The organism is Pelotomaculum isophthalicicum JI (assembly GCF_029478095.1).
Lineage (GTDB): Bacteria > Bacillota > Desulfotomaculia > Desulfotomaculales > Pelotomaculaceae > Pelotomaculum_D > Pelotomaculum_D isophthalicicum.
In genome coordinates, this window is record NZ_JAKOAV010000014.1 from 1 (window position 1) to 19,317 (window position 19,317).

Annotated in this window: 15 protein-coding genes; 9 read left to right on the top strand and 6 right to left on the bottom strand. The window is 50.0% G+C overall.

Annotated features, from left to right (window positions below):
- The 9 genes from L7E55_RS08675 to L7E55_RS08715 form a co-directional block, all read left to right on the top strand.
- The coding region (locus tag L7E55_RS08675) for a (Fe-S)-binding protein (protein ID WP_277443755.1) at positions 1-937 on the top strand (937 nt) is incomplete at its 5' end.
- 18 nt (positions 938-955) lie between these two features.
- Positions 956-1,747, top strand: a complete 792-nt coding sequence (gene fdhD, locus L7E55_RS08680; RefSeq protein ID WP_277443756.1) for a formate dehydrogenase accessory sulfurtransferase FdhD — start codon at positions 956-958, stop codon at positions 1,745-1,747.
- A 49-nt stretch (positions 1,748-1,796) separates the two neighbouring features.
- Positions 1,797-4,895, top strand: coding sequence for an FAD-dependent oxidoreductase (locus L7E55_RS08685; RefSeq protein WP_476748208.1), 3,099 nt, complete (start codon positions 1,797-1,799; stop codon positions 4,893-4,895).
- 32 nt (positions 4,896-4,927) lie between these two features.
- Entirely contained in the window at positions 4,928-5,773 is an 846-nt protein-coding gene (locus L7E55_RS08690) for a hydrogenase iron-sulfur subunit (protein ID WP_277443757.1), read from the top strand.
- Between the two features lie 412 nt (positions 5,774-6,185).
- Positions 6,186-6,692 (top strand): NADH-quinone oxidoreductase subunit NuoE family protein, encoded by a 507-nt coding sequence (locus tag L7E55_RS08695; protein WP_277443758.1) that lies wholly within the window; start codon positions 6,186-6,188, stop codon positions 6,690-6,692.
- 71 nt (positions 6,693-6,763) lie between these two features.
- The gene (locus L7E55_RS08700) at positions 6,764-7,315 is read left to right on the top strand and encodes an ATP-binding protein (protein WP_277443759.1); all 552 of its coding nucleotides are present in this window, start codon (positions 6,764-6,766) and stop codon (positions 7,313-7,315) included.
- The gene (locus L7E55_RS08705; protein WP_277443760.1) at positions 7,312-7,689 is read left to right on the top strand and encodes a (2Fe-2S) ferredoxin domain-containing protein; all 378 of its coding nucleotides are present in this window, start codon (positions 7,312-7,314) and stop codon (positions 7,687-7,689) included. Before L7E55_RS08700 ends, L7E55_RS08705 begins: the two co-directional genes overlap by 4 nt.
- Before the next feature lie 27 nt (positions 7,690-7,716).
- The gene (nuoF, locus tag L7E55_RS08710) at positions 7,717-10,743 is read left to right on the top strand and encodes an NADH-quinone oxidoreductase subunit NuoF (protein WP_277443761.1); all 3,027 of its coding nucleotides are present in this window, start codon (positions 7,717-7,719) and stop codon (positions 10,741-10,743) included.
- Between the two features lie 17 nt (positions 10,744-10,760).
- Positions 10,761-12,494 (top strand): NADH-dependent [FeFe] hydrogenase, group A6, encoded by a 1,734-nt coding sequence (locus L7E55_RS08715; RefSeq protein ID WP_277443762.1) that lies wholly within the window; start codon positions 10,761-10,763, stop codon positions 12,492-12,494.
- A 97-nt stretch (positions 12,495-12,591) separates the two neighbouring features.
- On the opposite strand, the gene L7E55_RS08720 is transcribed toward L7E55_RS08715, so the two are convergent.
- From L7E55_RS08720 to L7E55_RS08745, 6 genes are all read right to left on the bottom strand, one after another.
- Positions 12,592-13,002 (bottom strand): ECF transporter S component, encoded by a 411-nt coding sequence (locus L7E55_RS08720; protein ID WP_420852028.1) that lies wholly within the window; start codon positions 13,000-13,002, stop codon positions 12,592-12,594.
- Between the two features lie 31 nt (positions 13,003-13,033).
- The gene (locus L7E55_RS08725) at positions 13,034-13,969 is read right to left on the bottom strand and encodes a D-alanine--D-alanine ligase (protein WP_277443763.1); all 936 of its coding nucleotides are present in this window, start codon (positions 13,967-13,969) and stop codon (positions 13,034-13,036) included.
- 172 nt (positions 13,970-14,141) lie between these two features.
- Complete coding sequence (locus tag L7E55_RS08730) at positions 14,142-15,521, bottom strand: ABC transporter substrate-binding protein (protein WP_277443764.1); 1,380 nt, start codon at positions 15,519-15,521, stop codon at positions 14,142-14,144.
- A 32-nt stretch (positions 15,522-15,553) separates the two neighbouring features.
- Complete coding sequence (locus L7E55_RS08735) at positions 15,554-16,681, bottom strand: ABC transporter ATP-binding protein (protein WP_277443765.1); 1,128 nt, start codon at positions 16,679-16,681, stop codon at positions 15,554-15,556.
- Between the two features lie 14 nt (positions 16,682-16,695).
- The gene (locus L7E55_RS08740; protein ID WP_338091201.1) at positions 16,696-18,126 is read right to left on the bottom strand and encodes an ABC transporter permease; all 1,431 of its coding nucleotides are present in this window, start codon (positions 18,124-18,126) and stop codon (positions 16,696-16,698) included.
- Entirely contained in the window at positions 18,123-19,289 is a 1,167-nt protein-coding gene (locus L7E55_RS08745; RefSeq protein WP_277443766.1) for an efflux RND transporter periplasmic adaptor subunit, read from the bottom strand. The genes L7E55_RS08740 and L7E55_RS08745 overlap by 4 nt, the downstream gene beginning before the upstream one ends.
- Positions 19,290-19,317: the final 28 nt, after the last annotated feature.

The window sequence follows — 19,317 nt, forward strand, 5'->3', positions numbered from 1 at the left end:
GTGCGCCCTGAAATGCCCCAGAGACGTAAAACAGATCGAAGACATGAAAGCCCTGCGCAGGATGGCTTCGGGATATGGCGTTTTCCCAACGGCGGTCAAGCCGGTCCGCGGCGTGAGCGCTGGCCTCACCGCGGAAGGCAACCCCTTCGGTGAAAGCCGTAAGAACAGGGCGGACTGGGCAAAAGGCCTCTCTGTAAAAACATTCGAAGAAGGAATGGAATATCTATATTTTCCCGGCTGTTACCTCTGCTATGACCCGAGATTAAAAAAGGTAGCGCAAGCCACAGCCAGCGTTCTCAACAAAGCGGGAGTAGATTTCGGAATCCTGGGCGAACAGGAGAACTGCTGTGGAGAAAGCATCCGTAAAACCGGCAATGAGGAATTGTTTAAAAAATTAGCGAAGGAAAACATCAAAACCTTTATCGATAACGGGGTAAAGAAAATCCTGGTCAACTCCCCTCATTGCTACCACACCTTCAAGAACGAGTATGCTGAGTTCGGCGTGAACTTTGAAGTGATTCATATTTCCCAGTTCTTATTCCAGTTGGTCAACGAGGGAAAACTGCAGATCAGCAAGGAATTTGGGAAGAAGATCACCTATCATGACCCGTGTTACCTCGGCCGGCATAACGGCGTATATGACGAGCCGCGAGAAGTCTTAAAGAAGATCCCCGGCGTAGATTATACTGAGATGGTCGAGGTAAGGGAAGAAAGCCTTTGCTGCGGCATGGGCGGAGGCAGGATTTGGATGGAAACCCACGCTGCCGACCGGTTTGCCAACCTCAGATTAAACGAAGCCATCGGGGTTGGGGCTGAGGTGCTCGTTACCGCCTGCCCGTATTGCATCACTATGTTTGAGGATAGCAGGGCAGTCCTGAATTATGACGACGTCATTCAGATTAAAGACATCACGGAGATCCTCCAGGAGGTGATTTAGATTACCGGGAAGCTAAGCATGCAGGAAGCGATTGGCGTGCCAAATCTAAAAGACGTTACGGCGGAAGTAGTCTGCAATCGCTTTTCGGACGGGGAATGGGTCAGGACCTCAGTTCACGTGCCTAGCGAGATTGAGTTCACTATATATGTGAATGAAAAAGCACTGGTCACCATCCTGTGCACGGCGGCCAAGCTAAATTACCTCACCATCGGATATCTTTACGCGGAAGGAATCATCTCGAGCATCGACGACGTGGCGAGCATGCGGGTGAGTGAGGAGGAGGCGCTGGCCGATGTGCGGCTGAACAATCCTGAGTACGAGTTGCCAACGTTGCGGAAGCTTGGATGCAGCGGCAGTTCGGTGTTCAAAACTCAGGGACAGAGGGTTGATTCGGATCTTGTCGCCGCACCCACGGATATCCTGTCACTGATGAAGCGGCTGCAAGAGCAGATGGAGCTGTATCCGCTTAGCGGCGGCGTGCATACTTCAGCTTTATCCGATACCAAGAACCTGCTGGTAGTGGCCGAGGATATAGGACGGCATAACACCTTGAACAAGATCCAGGGCGAATGCTTATTGAAAGGAATATCAACCAGAGACCGGCTGATGCTGATCACCGGCCGCATATCGTCCGAGATGCTGCTCAAGGCGGCGAAAATGCAGGCTCCGATTGTTGTTTCACGGCACGCGCCGACGAAGAACGCCATTTTGCTTGCCACTGACATGGGCATAGCCCTGGTCGGCCAAGCCCGTGGCGACCGTCTGGCGGTGTTTACCCACCCGGAGCGGCTTGGCTGTTCAACAAATTAAGTATGGTTAACCCGGATAGCGCGGGAAAACCTGATGAGGTGATAGAAAATTGGAAGAAGAACTGTTGCTAAAAGAAAAAATTAAGCAACTTTGTAACAATCCTGGCGACAAAAATATTGGAGACGTAATGGTTGTTGGTGGAGGAATCAGCGGTATTCAAGCCTCCCTTGACCTTGCTACTGCCGGCTTTAAGGTTTACCTGGTCGAAAAAAAGCCGAGCATTGGCGGTCATATGGCGCAGCTTGACAAAACCTTTCCCACCAATGACTGCTCCATGTGAATACTCGCGCCAAAGCTGGTCGAGGTCGGCCGGCATCCAAATATTGAGGTCCTCACCTATACTGAAGTTGACAGCGTGGTAGGGGAAGCAGGAAACTTTAAGGTACAGGTAACGAAAAAACCCAAGTATATCGACGAGGACAAGTGCACGGGCTGCACTACATGCGTGGAGTACTGCCCGGCAAAATATCCTGATGAATTCAACCAGGAAATATCGATGAACAAAGCGGTCCATATCTTCTTCCCGCAGGCGATTCCTCTTGTCGCGTATATCGACGAGACCTGTCTGTACCTTAAAGAGAATAAGTGCAAAATTTGCGAAGCGGTATGTGACAATAACGCCATAGATTTGAAACAAGAGCCGGAGACGAAAATACTAAACGTAGGGGCGGTAATACTGGCCGCCGGTTTTGAGCCGTATGACCCCAAAGTCAAGGCTGAATATCACTACGGAGAGTTTCAGAACGTGATCACCAGTATGGACTTTGAACGGCTGTTAAGCTCCACCGGCCCATACTCAGGTGAGATCCTGCGCACTTCAGACAAGAAGCATCCCCATAAGTTGGCCTGGATTCAGTGCGTGGGTTCCAGACAGGTTACTGAAGGCGGCAACAGCTATTGTTCGGCTGTATGTTGCACCTACGCCCAGAAGCATGTGATTTTGACCAAGGATCACGACGCGGATGCGGAGTGTGTGATCTTCCATAACGATATTCGTTCCTATGGGAAGGATTTTGAGCGGTTCTACGACAGGACAAACAATCTTCCCGGGGTGCGGTTCATCAGAAGCTACACGTCAATAGTGAGAGAGGACCCGGTAACCAAGAATGTCACCGTACGGTATTCCACACCCGACGACGGTGTGAAAGAAGAAGAATTCGATATGGTGGTACTGTCCATCGGCTTGAATCCTCCTGTCGGCGCGAAGGAAATGGCTAAGAAATTCGGCGTTGAACTTACCGCTCACGATTACTGCAAGCTCAATCCCGTCAATCCAATGCAGACCAACAGGCCCGGGATCTTTGTAAGCGGAGGCTTCCAGGGTCCGATAGATATTCCCGAGTCGGTTTTCAGCGCCAGCGGGGCCGGCTCCCAGATTGGTGAACTGCTTAACTACAGGAGGGGCAATCTTTCTATAGAAAGGGTATACCCGGAGGAAAGGGATGTTTCCGCAGAGGAGCCGAGGGTCGGAGTTTTTGTGTGCCACTGCGGGGCTAATATCAGCAGGGTGGTAAATGTTCCTGATACGGTTGAATACTGCAAAACCTTGCCCTATGTCGTCCACGCTCAGGAACAGATATTTTCATGCGCTACCAACTCCGCCAAAGAAATAACGGACGTGACCAAAGAAAAAGGACTCAACCGGGTGGTTGTCGCCGCCTGCTCCCTCAGGACTCTTGAGCCGCTGTTCCGTGATACCGTCCGGGAGGCGGGAATTAACCAATATTACTATGAAATGCCTAATATCCGGGAGCATAACTCCTGGGTCCACTCGAAAGAAAAGGAAATAGCCACTCAGAAGGCATGGGACTTAATCAGGATGGGAGTGGCAAGGGCTTGCAAGTTGGAGGCGCTGCAGGAGTTCGAACTGCCGGTAAACAAGACGGCGTTAGTGGTCGGCGGTGGCGTGGCCGGCATGACCTGCGCTCTTTCCATAGCCAACCAGGGACACGAGGTTTACCTCCTGGAGAAGGAATCCGTTCTTGGGGGAATAACGCGGAGAATTCATTCCACCCTGGAAGGGCTGGATGTTCAGGCCTATTTGGACGATCTGGTGCGCAAGGTTTACCAGCACCCCATGGTGCATGTGTATACTGACGCTGAAATTACTGACGCCACCGGTTATGTGGGCAATTTCGTAACCACGGTGAAGTCTAAAAGAGGGGTCACTGAGATTAAACACGGCGCGGCCGTTATCGCTATTGGCGCCGAAGTGTCCACACCCACCGAGTACCTTTATGGAGAAGATGACCGGGTCATGACCCACCTCGAGTTGGAGGAGCGGATCAACGAAGGCGACGAAAAAGTGGTTAACGCGGAAAGTCTCGTGATGATCCAGTGCGTTGGCTGCAGGAATGAAGACAGAAATTACTGCAGCAGGGTATGTTGCAGCGAGTCCGTAAAGAACGCGCTGAAGCTTAAAGAGATAAATCCGGAAATGGATATTTACATCCTCTTCAGAGACGTCAGAACATATGGATTAAAAGAGGATTATTACAGGGAAGCAGCGAGTAAAAATATTAGGTTCATCCGCTATGAACAGGATGATAAGCCCGAAGTGGAACCTGGCGAGTCGGATGAGGGCAAGCCGGTTCTGAAAGTTACCGTGACAGATTTTGTTTTAGGGAATAAGATTGAATTGGATGCTGATGTGCTTGCTTTGGCTGCCGCTATTGTTCCCTCGGAAGAAACCAATAAAATAGCCTCGCAATTCAAGGTGGTTTTAAGCCCGGACGGTTTCTTCAAGGAAGCGCATGTCAAGTTAAGACCTGTTGAGTTTAACACGGACGGCGTTTATCTGTGTGGGCTGGCTCACTATCCCAAGTTCTTGCAGGAAACAATCAACCAGGCTTATGGGGCCGCCGGCCGGGTGTTAACGCTTCTCTCGCATGATATAGTTATAGCTTCCGGTTCCGTCTGCCAGGTGGATGAGAAGAAGTGCATGGGGTGCGGGGCATGCGCCTCTGTCTGTACGTATGGCTCCCTGGCTGTTCAGGAGACGCGGCAGGGCAAGAAGGTTACAGTAAATCCCGTTCTATGCAAAGGATGCGGTCTCTGTAACTCGAAGTGTCCCACAGGGGCGATACAGTTGAAGCACTTTACCGATGATCAGATCACGGTCCAAATTGACGCGATGTTTGCGGAATAAAACCTTGATTACTAACAAGGGGGTGAGAGCGAATGAGTGCAAAATTTAAACCGAAGGTAATAGGCTTCGTATGCCACTGGTGAGCATACGGCGCTGCTGACTTGGCTGGAGTTTCCAGACTACAATATTCGACTGAAATGAGACTTGTTCACGTCATGTGTTCCGGTAGGGTCGACATGGCGCATGTACTCCGAGCTTTCTCAAAAGGAATGGACGGGGTGTTTATCGGCGGCTGCCATTTTAATGATTGTAATTATAGTGCCGGCGGGAATTTCCATGCGCTGAACATGACGCTTCTGACCAAAAAAATAATGGAACACATCGGGCTGAACCCCGAGAGATTAAGAATGAGAGTTATGTCCGGCAGTGAAGGAAACCTTTATGCCGAGCATGTCAATGACTTTAACAAGAAAGTTAAAGAAATAGGGCCGTTTGGCAAAAATGAAGGAATAGACAAAGAAGAATTGATTTCCAGGATAGAAAAAGTTATAAAGCTGGTTCCGTACATTAAAGTAATGATGAATAAGAAGCTGGCGGTACGTCAAGTGAACCCGGAAGACCCGGAAGAATGTGATAAGTATTTCACAATTGACGAGATAGACAAGTTACTTAATGAAAGAATCTCATACTATATTGAACCGGAGAAGTGCCAGGCCTGTACGACTTGCGCCAGGAGATGCCCAATGGGTGCTGTTATCAGCGCCAAGGGTCAGGTCCATATAATCGATCAGGAGAAATGTATCAGATGCGGCGCCTGCATTGCAGGCTGCCCGCCCCGCTTCAGCGCGATCAGGAAGATTGAGGCCGGCGAGCCGGTTCCGCCTCCCCTTCCTGAGGGAGAAAGGGCTGTGGTCAGAAAGGGTAAGGAAGTTAGTTAAGGCAATGGAAGTGATTACCATATTGGAGTAGCATAAATGCCGGAGTAAATTCCGGCATTTTATGTCTCAAATATTTAGCTGCCATGCGTTCTGCATAGCTGTCAAAAGAAAAAATAATAATTACTTTGTCATGCATAATTCTTGACAACAATTAGTGAAATGTATATCATGATTAATTGAAATAGTTTTATTAAAAAGTAAATTGGTACGTTTTTTGTAATTTTTTACTAGTTGACTAAAGTTACTCCCGGGTTACCAGTATTTTATTTCGAGGGCATTTAGTTATTAAGTAAGAAATTCATTATGAACAGTCGTACTGTCGTTCTTTTGAGATAATCTGCCAGAGGCAGTTTATCATAAAGTAGTTAGTTAAAATAATCACAAAATGGTCAAAGAGTAAGGAGGGGAACAAATGGGAGAAGCAGTCACTAAGTGTCGGTGTGATTTGCAAGCTGAACTGGAAAAAGTGATTGCCCAGCACGAAGGAAGAAAGGACGATTTAATCGAAGTATTGTATTGGGTTCAGGAGAATTACGGTTATGTTCCGAAAGACGTACAACTTGTAATTTCCGAGAAGATGAACGTACCTTTAAGTGCTATTAATGGGGTAATTACTTTTTACCATCTCTTCTCATTAAAGCCAAAAGGCGAGTATGAGATTTCACTCTGTAAGGGGACGGCCTGTTATGTGCGGGGAGCGCCGCAAGTTTTGGAACGGTTTGAAAAAGAATTGGGAATTAAGCCGCATGACTCTACGGACGACAATATGTTCTCTCTTGAAGTGGTCAGGTGCCTGGGAGCTTGTGGTTTGGCTCCGGTTCTTACGATCAATAAAGCGCCGCGCCCCCGGATGAAACCCGATCTTGTCCCGGGAATCATTAATGAGTTAAGAAATAAGAGTAAGGACTCAGAAGAATAATCAAGCCGGAAGCATAATGCCGACAGCCAAAAGAATGATTTTGGAAAGAGGAGCGAAGCTAAAGCAATAAAATGCGTGAACTTTCTCATCACCTTTTAGATATCATCGAAAACTCGCTGGCTGCAGGCGCGTCCACCGTCAGGATAACGGTAATTGAAGACTCTGCCGGAGATATCTTGAGTTTTGAGGTTGGAGATAACGGTGGGGGAATGAATGAAGAAGAAATTGAACAAATTTTTGATCCATTTGTCACAAGCCGCCGTTTGAGAAGGGTTGGCTTGGGCATACCTTTGCTTCAACAGGCGGCGCGCGCTTGTGGGGGTGATCTGATTATCCAATCGGAGAAAGGGAAAGGGACGACAGTAAAGGCAACCTTTCAGCGTTCGCATATTGACCGGATGCCCTTGGGTGATGTAGCCGCTACATTAGTGGCTGCGGTGGCTGCCAATCCGGATGTGAATTTACTGTATAATCATCTGGTAGACGGACGTCAGTTTGTTTTTGACACCAGTTGGTTAATTGGTAAATTTAAAGAACTGCCCCTGAATGATATTGAAGTTTTGAGCTGGATAAAGGAATTTTGCCGGGATGGTATTAAAAAATTATACCGGGGTGAGAAATGATGAAACCATTAAAATCAATTCAGGATTTGGAGGCGTTAAAAGAAGCCGCGCTGGATAGAATCAAAGAGCGGCAAGTAGCCGGCAAGACTACAATAGTGGTGGGAATGGGAACCTGTGGAATAACCGCCGGAGCGAGAGAAGTAATGATGGCAATTATTGATGAAGTAAGTAAGAGAAATATTTCTGACGTAATTGTCAGCCAGGCGGGTTGCGTCGGGATGTGCCAGCATGAGCCCATGCTGGAAGTAATCAAGCCGGGTATGCCCAATGTCATGTACGGTCATATTGACGAGGAAAAAGCCCGGCGGCTCGTGCTTGAACATGTTGTCAACGGCCATGTGATTGAGGAATGGGCGATAGTGCAACGAGATTAGTTGAAATTGTGAGAGGAGGGTCCGGTTATGCAGTTTTATCGGTCACATGTTTTGGTTTGTTCAGGATCGGCATGTGTTCTGTCGGGTTGCCAAACCGTTAAAGAAGCTCTTGCCGAAGGAATAAAAAAGCAACAGCTTGATAATGAAATTCAACTTATTGAAACCGGATGCATGGGTCTTTGCGACTTGGGTCCGCGCTTAATAGTTTATCCTGAAGGAGTAGTATACTGCCGGGTTACCGCTGAAGACGCCGAAGAAATCGTTAATGAACACTTATTAAAAGGGCGTATAGTGGAGCGTCTGGTCTACCGGGATCCGGAAACCCAGAAACCTATTCCTTTTATGAAGGACTTTCCGTTCTTGTCGAAGCAAACCAAAATTGCCCTGCGCAACGCTGGTTTAATTAATCCTGAAGATATCGAAGAATATATCGGGTGCGAAGGATACAGCGCGCTGGCCAAGGCTTTATCCATGTCTCCCGGGGAAGTAATCGCCGAACTGAAAAAATCCGGCCTACGCGGCCGTGGCGGCGCGGGGTTCCCGACCGGCTTAAAGTGGGAGTTCACCGCCAAAGCCAACGCGACACAAAAATATGTGGTATGTAACGGCGATGAAGGCGACCCGGGCGCTTTTATGGACAGGTCGGTTCTGGAAGGCGACCCGCATTCCGTTATTGAGGCCATGGCTATCGCCGGTTATACGGTGGGGGCCAGCAAGGGTTATATATACGTTAGAGCTGAATACCCCCTGGCTGTGGAAAGACTGAGAATTGCCATCAACCAGGCTCGTGAGTACGGCTTGCTGGGAGAAGATATATTAGGAAAAGGGTTTAATTTTGATCTCAACGTCCGGGTCGGCGCCGGCGCCTTTGTTTGCGGCGAAGAGACGGCCCTGCTGGCATCTATTGAAGGACGCCGCGGCGAACCCCGGCCGAGACCTCCCTTCCCGGCCACCGAAGGTTTGTGGGGCAAGCCCACTTTGCTAAATAACGTGGAAACCTACGCCAGCATCGCGCCGATTATTCTTAATGGCGGGGACTGGTACGCTTCCAGGGGAACAGAGAAAAGCAGGGGCACCAAGGTGTTCGCCCTTACCGGCAAGGTTAATAATACCGGCCTGATCGAAGTCCCGATGGGTATACCCTTAGGAGAAATCATTTACGATATCGGCGGCGGCATCATGGGCGGCAAGAAGTTTAAAGCGGCCCAGACAGGCGGTCCCTCCGGCGGCTGTATTCCGGTAGACCACCTTAACGTCGGTGTTGATTATGAGTCGCTGGCGGAACTGGGAGCGATAGTGGGTTCCGGCGGACTGATTGTCATGGACGAGGATACCTGTATGGTTGACCTGGCCAAGTTCTTCACCGAGTTCTGCCAGGAAGAGTCTTGTGGTAAATGCGCTCCCTGCCGCATCGGCACCAAACGGATGCTGGAGATACTGGAACGGATCACCCGCGGTGAAGGGGAAGAGGGAGACATCGAAAGACTGATCGAGCTGTGTGAATACATTAAAAGCACGGCGCTGTGCGGTTTGGGACAAACTGCCCCCAACCCCGTGCTGAGTACAATAAGGTACTTCAGGCATGAGTACGAAGCGCATATCCGGGATAAGCGTTGTCCGGCTTCCGTCTGCGCGTCCCTATTTAATTCACCGTGCCAAAATACCTGTCCGGCTGGAGTGGATATACCGATTTACCTCGATCATATCCGGAACGGGCGTTTCTATGACGCTTACATGGAAGTGAAACGGGAAAATCCGTTCCCCGCTGTTTGCGGCCGCGTGTGCCACCACCCGTGCGAAGGCAAGTGCAACCGCGCGAAGTTGGATGAGCCCCTGGCTGTCAGGGCATTGAAGCGTTATGCGGCCGACTGGGTGTATGAACAGAACAAAGGATTCCCGGTTGAGCCTCCCGGAGTTGCGACGGGCAAGCAAGTGGCAATAATCGGCGGCGGCCCGGCCGGCCTGACCGCGGCCTATTACCTGGCCAAAGTCGGTCACAGGGTTACTGTATTTGAATCGCTGCCGTTTGCCGGCGGTATGCTGAAAGTGGGTATTCCTGATTACCGCCTGCCGGCTAAGACCCTGGCGGCTGAAATAAAAGCAATCGAAGGAATGGGTGTGACTATTAAAACCAACACCCGTTTTGGCAAAGACGTTACCTTTGCCGATTTAGAGAAGCAAGGCTTCAACGCGGTGTTTATCGCCGTCGGCGCCCACGCGGATCAGAAACTGGGCGTTCCGGGCGAGGAACTCAATGGTGTTATATCAGGCATCAACTACCTGCGTGACGTTAAACTGGGACAGGCCGCCGATGTGGAAGGCAAGACCGTGCTGGTGGTAGGCGGCGGCAACGTGGCCATAGACAGCGCCCGCTCCGCTGTGAGAAACGGGGCTAAAGAAGTTCAGGTCGTTTACCGGCGCCGCAAAGAAGACATGCCGGCCTTTGAAGATGAAATTATGGAAGCAGAGCACGAAGGAGTGAAGTTTATCTTCATGACTGCCCCCATAAGCGTGCAGGGAGCCGGCGGTCAGGTAACCGGGCTGGAATGCCAGCAATCAGTGCCGGGTGACTTCGACAAGAGCGGCCGCAGGCGGCCGGTGCCGGTTGAAGACTCCAACTTCGTCATTCCGGCGGACGTGGTAATTGCGGCGATTGGGCAAAATGTCCAACTGGACGGAATCACAGACGCAGGCGTGCAGACAGTTCGCGGGCTGGTTGCGGTGGATCCTGACAGCATGGCCACTAATATACCGTATATATTCGCCGGCGGTGACTGCGCTTCCGGGCCGGATACGGCAATCGGCGCGATTGCCCACGGTAAGAAAGCGGCGGCGGCTATTGACAAGTACCTCGGTGGTTCCGGCGTGGTTGTAGAGCCGCGTGACATCAAACGGGAAGTTTCCGGTGAGGTTATTGAGGACAAGAGGGCGAGAGAAATAGCAACATGCCTGCCGGTTGCCGATCGCAAGTCATTTGCCGAAGTGGAAAATGGTTTCACTAAAGGGCAGGCTATGGCCGAGGCCATGCGCTGCCTGCGTTGTGATGTGAAGTAGAAGGAGGGGTGAGATAGATGCCAATGGTTACTTTAACAATTGACGGAAAAGAAGTGCAGGTGGAACAGGGTACCACTGTTCTTGAGGCTGCCAAAAAAGTTAATATAAATATTCCTACCTTATGCTATTTAAAAGACATTAACGTTATCGGGGCCTGCCGGATCTGTGTGGTTGAAGTCAAAGGCGCCCGCACGCTGCAGGCGGCTTGTGTGACCCCGGCGACCGAGAATATGGTTGTGCTGACCAATACCGCGGCGGTGCGCAATTCACGCCGGATGACCCTGGAACTGATTCTGTCCAACCACCCGTTCCAATGCCCGACCTGTGTACGCAACCAGAATTGCGAGTTGCAGTCCCTGGCGGAAGCGTTCGGAATCCGGGAGGTTCATTATCAAGGCGCCAACCCCGAGCACGTGGTGGACGACTCCAGCGTATCCCTGGTGCGCGACCCTGAAAAGTGCATCCTGTGCCGGCGCTGCGTCTCAGTATGTGAAAAAGTGCAGACGGTATGCGCGATCGGCCCGCAGGGGCGCGGTTTCGACACCGTTATCGCGCCGGGCGTGGACACAGTTTTAGCCCAATCAAATTGTGTAAACTGCAGCCAGTGTGTGCTGGTTTGCCCGACAGGAGCTCTATGTGAGCGGGATCAGACTGAAGAAGTCTGGGCCGCCCTGGCCGATCCCAAAAAACATGTCGTGGTCCAGACCGCCCCGGCGGTGCGTGTCGCCATCGGTGAAATGTTCGGCATGAAGCCGGGCAGCGTCGCGACCGGACAAATGGTTGCCGCGATCAGGAGGCTCGGTTTCGACAAAGTCTTCGACACCGACTTTACCGCCGACCTGACCATCATGGAAGAAGGCAGCGAGTTGCTCGAAAGGATCAAGACCGGTGGCACCCTGCCGCTGATTACCTCGTGCAGCCCCGGCTGGATTAAGTTCATCGAGCACTTCTACCCGACCCTGCTGCCGCATGTGTCCACATGCAAATCACCGCAGCAGATGTTCGGCGCCCTGGCCAAAACCTTCTACCCTGAAAAAGCGGGGATAGACCCGGCCGACGTCTTTTCAGTGTCGATCATGCCCTGCACCGCCAAGAAGTTCGAGGCACAGCGCCCGGAAATGAATGCGAGCGGCTATCAGGACGTGGACGTTGTGCTGACCACCAGGGAACTCGGCCGCATGTTCAAGCAGGCGGGTATAGATTTCAACGAACTACCCGAGGAAAATTACGATGACCCGCTGGGCATCTCGACCGGCGCGGCGGTAATCTTCGGCGCGACCGGCGGCGTGATGGAAGCCGCGCTGCGCACAGTCTATGAAATAGTTACCGGGGAAACCCTGGCGTCGGTAGATTTTGTCGACGTGCGCGGTTTGGTAGGAGTCAAGGAAGCCTCCGTCAAAGTTGGCGACCTGGACGTAAAAGTAGCCGTGGCGCACGGGCTGGGCAACGCCAGGAAGCTGCTGGACGCCCTGCAGGCCGGCGAAGCGAACTACCACTTCATCGAGATCATGTGCTGCCCGGGCGGCTGCATCGGCGGCGGCGGCCAGCCAATCCCGACCAACTATGAAATCAGGCAACAGCGGATTGACGGCATATACACCGCCGACGAAGCCATGACCTTGCGGAAATCCCACGAGAACCCCGCGGTCCAGTATTTGTACAAGGAATTTTTAGAGAAGCCGCTGGGGCATAAGTCTCATGAACTGCTGCACACCAAATACACCCCGCGCGGGCAGTATAATCAGTTATAAAGTATTTCAAATAATGAACAAAGCAAAGAGCCTCCAACTGGGGGCTCTTTGCTTGTACGACAGGCAGCCGGACCTGTTCCGGCAAAGGTTATGGTTATTATTCTTTGTAATCGCTGTCCAATACACCTGTATCGTCTTCACCAGCGTACCAGGATTCCTTGCCACTTTGAAAGAGGTCAATCCCCCGGGCGATTGCAATAGTCAAAACGATGGCGATAACCATTTCCGCGATGGATTGGGGAATGATGGCAGTCAAAGCATCCAGAGTAATGTAACCCCTGAATAAGGCCATAGACAAAACCAGGACGGTGTTGGTCAAAGTACCCAAAATTCCTGCGGCAATCCAGGCCAAATAAAGGTTGAACCGTTTAAAACCTATAAAAGCAAGATAAGCCGCCAGACCGATAAACAGCCGTGGGACTATTGATACCAGCGGATCAGCAAATAGTGGGTTGCTGGCTTTAAGAAGACTAAACACTCCGAAAACCGCGCCCACTAGAATACCCACAACCGGGCCTTCTAGAACGCCCCCGGCCCAGTCACATGCCTGTTCGCAATGAGCATGGGCAGGTTGCCGGTCTCCTAGCGACGGTCATTGAATCCACAGCCAAGGATCTTGCGTCACGGCGCCTGCTGATGCTCGATCGCCTCGTAGCGACCGCGGACACACGCACCCGCTCTGAAGCCCTGGAAAGGACGCTAGCGGTGCTAGGTGACACCGCCGATATCCCATGAGACAGCTCTATTTCATCAACCTCGCCGATGGCAAGCGAATCTTTGCCAAGGACGGCGCAGCCAACCTCAAAACCATCGACGGCTTCCTCTATGATGACCTTATTGTCATGTTGAAAAGCAACGGTGACTGCATCGTATAACTCGTCCTTTTGGAAAACCTTTGTAATGCCAAAAGAGGAACCAGCATTTGCCGGTTTAACAAACAGAGGAAATGTCAGACAGCTAATCTGCTTTGACAGTTCGGCATCGGTAAATCCGGACCGCAGCACAATGGACGGAGGTGTTTTGATACCGGCCAAATTCACTATTTTATGAGCGATGTCTTTGTCCATGCACATTGCGGAACAAAGCGTGCCGCACCCTGCAAAAGGAATACCGGCCATCGTCAATAATCCCTGTAATGTTCCGTCCTCGCCGTTTTTTCCATGCAGAACAGGAAACGCCACATCAATTCTGGTTGCAATCACTTTATTACCACGAAATTCGAGCAGTCCGTGAATATTCCGATCAGGAGAAATAATCGCCGGAACACAATCACCGCCATCCATCCATGTGTTATTCTGAATTTTTTCAAGTACACCAAAAAATCTCAACCAAGCTCCCTGCCGAGTGATTCCAATCAATATGGTTTCATACTTATTTGGATTTAGGTTCGTTATTACAGAATAGGCGGATTGAAGAGAAACCTCATACTCTGTAGAGCATCCGCCGAATAAAACGGCAACTTTTATTCTTTTCATAACAATCACTCCTCAGGAATGTTAAAAGCCTGTCCGATTCGACAATTTCATCTTATCGAAATCAGGCAGGCGATGTTGGAATTTCAACTTATCAAAATCTTAATAAATTCTTATGAAGAACTTATTCTTTTCCTAGGCTGTTGTACACTGCCAATGCATCAGTAACATTGTATTATTCATTTAAGTATGTGCTCACCCTGTCCTGAATCAATTGGGCAGTCGCCTCCGCTGTCTTCTGTCCTGTAAGGAAGGCCGCGGTTTCCTCCTGAACAATGGAAATAATCTTCTGGTCCGTTCCGATGTAGACGTTCGCTTGACTCAGCAGGTTTTCCATATAATCGACATCCTCCTGCGTGGGGGGTTGCAGTGTTATAGATTGACAAGGGATGCCGTCGTCCTTAATTCTCATTCTCCCACCATTTTTTTGTATAGCCTGGGTGAAATTCTGGGCAATCTGGGGAAGCACACTCTTATTAATCGGCATTCCTCCCTGAGTCATCATATCATCAGAGACCAAAAATTTTAAAAATTCCCAGGCCAGTTCTTGATGGGCTGATTTACTGCTGATCCCATACATGGAGTCCGTGGAAAAGAATACGTTTCCGGGGGGCTTTAAAAGCTGAACACCCTCACTGAAAATCGCCTTGGCCACTTGCAGGTCCCAAAACCCTCTAAGAGAAGTGAAATTAAAAACAAGTTTACCCCGGGAGGCCATGTCCATAATGTTGGTCTGGGCTGTATCCGTATTAACCAGTTTGTGGTCAATCAGATATTTACTCAGGTTCAGTAAATCAAGAAATTCTTGGCCGGTAAAATTGGCTGTTTTCTTCTCCGGATCGACCAGGTTGTCATAGTTTTCTTTAACCAGAGTCGCAATCAGTCTTTTTTCATCCATCCCGGCCAAGGCATACATCCCCTGGGTTCCCCCGTTTTGGTTGTCGTTAATGACCTTTTCCGCCGTCTTGACAAAATCGTTCCAATCCCAGTTGCTATCGTCGATTTGCACCTGGGAATTATCCAGTAAGGTTCTATCGGCGGCAATCATATCGATACCGATATTAACCGGCAGCCCATATAGTTTATCTTTATATTCTAAAGCCTTGAAAATATTTTGGTAGTATTTGCCACTGTCGAAGCTTTGATCCGACTGCATCAGCCCGCCCAAGTCAACTAAAAGATTCTTATCCGCATAGGTCTGATAGGGCAGGTCGTTTAATAAAATGATATCGCTGCCCTGCCCGGACATGAGCTGGGTATTCATAGTCGTGACATATTTTTCAATATCGCCGGGATCTGCCGCCCTGACACCTTCACCTTTTTCCGAAGTACTGGAGGTGTATTCTTTCACTTCCACACTGACGCCGGGATGAAGTTCCTCAAACTTTTTTACTGCCGTATCCAGGTACATATCTTTGGTCACAACCGCAATGGTCAGGGAATCAGGATTATTAGCTTCCCTGGCAGCCTGAGTATTGCCGCAGCCGGCGGTAAATACCCCTAGGCCGAGGACCAGAACCAGGCTTAGGATAACTCCGCATTTCTTTTTTATCATCAAGACACCCCTTTTCTTTAAGTATTCAGAATTCAGGAGCCAGAATTCAGTAGGGAGACGTTCACCCCACTTTCCTGATCGAAAAAATGGGCCTTGGACATATTAAAACCCACCCTGACTTCCTGTCCGGTTTTGGCGCGCAACTCCGGACTCACCCTGACAACCACCTCTCTGCCGGCTATACTTACATAATGGTAAGTTTCAGCCCCTCTCAATTCGGTAAACTCCAGCCTCCCGCGCAAAGCACACTCGGGATGGCGGTCCAAAAAATCTCCGCTTCCGCAGAGATGCTCCGCTCTTATCCCCAGGACCACTTCCTGGTCCAGATACCCTTGCTCTTTTAACTTTTGTCCCCCGGCAGTGGGAACAGGCAGTAGGGCGTCGGCCAGTTTGGTAAAAATACAGCCGTTTTGCTCTATAATTAAAACTTCCAGAAAGTTCATCCCGGGGTTGCCGAGAAAACCGGCCACAAACATATTGACCGGGTGGTCATAGATGGATTGCGGGCTGTCAATTTGCTGGATCAGGCCATCCTTCATCACCACGATTCTGGTGCCCATGGTCATGGCTTCGGTTTGATCATGGGTTACATATATAAAAGTTGTCTGCAGATTTTTATGGAGCTTGGCAATTTCTATTCTCATCTGGGCTCTCAACCGCGCATCCAGGTTGGACAGAGGCTCATCCATCAGGAAAACCTTGGGTTTCCTAACAATAGCCCGTCCCAGGGCCACCCTTTGCCTTTGCCCACCGGAAAGTTCCTTGGGTTTGCGTTTCAGAAGATCTTCAAGTGCAAGAATCCTGGCCGCTTCCTGCACATTTTTCCTGATTTCAGCCTTGGGTATCTTTCTCAACTTAAGTCCAAAAGCCATATTGTCATAGACCGATAGATGGGAATAAAGAGCATAATTTTGAAAAACCATGGCGATATCCCGGTCCTTGGCAGCCACGTCATTAACCAGCCGGTCATCAATATATAATTCACCGGATGAAATTTCCTCCAGTCCGGCAATCATCCTTAAAACGGTTGTTTTGCCACAGCCGGAGGGACCTACCAGGATTAAGAATTCTTGATCCTTTATTTCCAGAGAGAAATCCCTGACTGCCGTAACCCTGCCGGGGTAGGTCTTAGATAGATTTTTCAGATATAAACTCGCCATCCGCTGCCCTCCTATTAGTTGGGGACATTCCTGTCCATGCAGAAATACCAAGACTTCAGCAGGTGTGTCCCCTGACCTTTTTTTGTAACTACGGTTAAAAATATAGAGCTGAATACCAGCAACACCTCCCCGGTCTCTATGACGGGAGGCATTTTTATTATCCATAGCAAGATGGTGCCCAGACTTAAGACGGCCAGCATAAAAACGACGCAGAACACTTCAACTTTGAGCAGTTTTTTCCCCAACAGCTTGATCTGGTAAAGCCCCAGCAAAAACAGCGGCCAACCAAGGAAGATGTTTAAAAATAAGTTCCAGTTCTGAATGGTATTGAGGACATTCAACTGAACTTCTCCGGGCGGCGCTACATATCCGGCGCTTTGCAGCCCGGCTTGAATCCCGTTTTTAATGAGGTCGGCCCAAAATGAAACATCAATAAGTTCATCGGGTATGTTTTCCGGCGGAATATATAAGGTAAACCTGATTAATTTCCATAGCAGCAGCATCACTGCAACAAGCGCTAATACCTCCGCCATACCAAGCACAAGCCTGGCGGCGTCCCCCTTGATCATCTCTGACCAATATTTATCCCGGAGTCTCAGGCGGCAGCAATGATAAATAACCCTTATTTTTCGCCTGAGCAGGCCGAAAATTATCACAATTGCCACCGCCCCCGCCACGAAATTGCGCAGCAGGTTCTCTTGTTCCATCAGGAGACCCGCCACGTTATAATCGATGATTTTGTAGTTGGCGGGGTCCTGGCCGATTGAGGCCAGGGCCGTTTCCAAAACAGCGGCATTGCGGCCCGTGGTGCCGGCATCCTTTGTTTCCAATTCCAATGAGGTTATTCGGGAATCCGCCTCCAGTTCCAGCAGCTTTTTCACCGGTATGTACACTGTGCCGTATCCCTTGTCCGTCAAAGTTCCGATCAGAGAACAGTCATTCCCGGCCACCCCGACTATTTTAAATTTCCGGCCATACAGTTCTATCTCCAGGCCCACCACATTGCAGTTCTGAAAAAGAGCCCGGGCCAGATCCTCATCAATTACGGCAACCTGTTGGTTTTCCTGGCCGGAAGTTAAAAAACAGCCCGATCGTAGGTTTATTTGATGGAATTGATCATACCTGTCATTCACCCCCAGCACCTGAGCCTGACTCTGGTTTTTTTGATAGACGGCAGAAGTTGAAGCTTCCATGGCGTAAGCCAGATCATTGTCCCGGAGGTCGTATTGAGCCAACTGCCTCATTTTCTCCAGAGAAAAAGAGGCGGCCTCCGGCTGATGGGAATTGCTCAGCCAGGTGGCGGTGATTTTGTTGGTTTTGTGCAGGCCGCCAAGATCCGCCAATTTGGCGGGCAGGGATGACCCCAGGACGGTGCTCCAGGTTAAAACCAATATGCCCAGGGCCAGAATAAGATAGGCCGGATAGGCTGATTGGGCCGGTTTCAATTTGCCGCCTCCTTCAGAACTCTATCCCCGTCCTCCACCGGTTTATTGCTTTGCGTCACCATTTCGTCCATCACCATATCTGTGAGAGCGGACTTTTCATTATCGCTGTCTTCCACGTTCACTTCAACTTTTTGTAAATAGTTCTCCGTGCCCAAAGGTCCTTTTCTTGATTTCAGGACCAAGATATAGGAGCCGCTGCTGTCGTTATAAACCGCGCTGTTGGGTACGAGGGTGGCGTAAGGCTTTGTTTTTTTGCTTAAATAAATTTCTTCCTTTTCACCGCCCGTCAGGCCTTCCAGAGACACGTCGATCCACAAATCCTTTTCTTCTCCGTTGTGCTGGCTGTTTTCCACGATCTTGTCAATTTTTCCCTCGGTCTTTTTATCTCCCAGGGAGAGAATATTAACACTTACCGTATCTCCGGGCTTGACATAATCAACCAGATCATTGTCAATTGGCACTATCAGCCGGAACCCCTGCCGGAGATCGGCCAATTTAAACAGGGGCAGGGAGTTGTTGGTCATGGACCCTTCGGCGAAATTCAGTTCTGTGATCATGCCGCCCACGGGCGCTGTATATACGCCATTGTTTGCCACCTGCCTGGCCAGCGTATATACCTTTCTGGCCTGTATTTCCAGGTTAAGCTGAATGTTCTCACAGTTTCTTTTCGCGTCCCCCAGGTTCTTTTCGGCATTCTGCAGGTTTACCGCCGTTTCAGCTTCATTATCAAACAGGTACTTCAGGTTATCGTAATCCCTTTGTTTTTGCGCCTGCTCTTCCCGGGCCCCTGCCAGGGATAGCTGCAGCTGCCGGTAGCGGGCCTGTTCATCCTGATAATCCGACTTCAGGCCGTCCACGTCCAGGCTAATAATAGGCTGTCCTTTGCTAACCATGTCCCCCTGCTCCACCATGACCTCCTTTACTCGCAAATTGGCATCAGCGTATTCCTCCCGGGTTGATTTGACCTCGACCGTCCCTTCACCGAATATTTCTTTGATTAAAGCCCCGTTCGTCGGCCGGGCCGTTTGGACCCTGGGCAGAGTAAAGTTATTGATGGTATTGGAGAAGAAAGTTAACCCGATCATCGCCATTAGGAACAGCAGGCTCAACTTTCCGATCACTTTTTTTCTTTGCGCATCATTCGCAATTGCTTCATTCTGCAATTTTCTGTCTCCCTTCCTGACTTAGTGC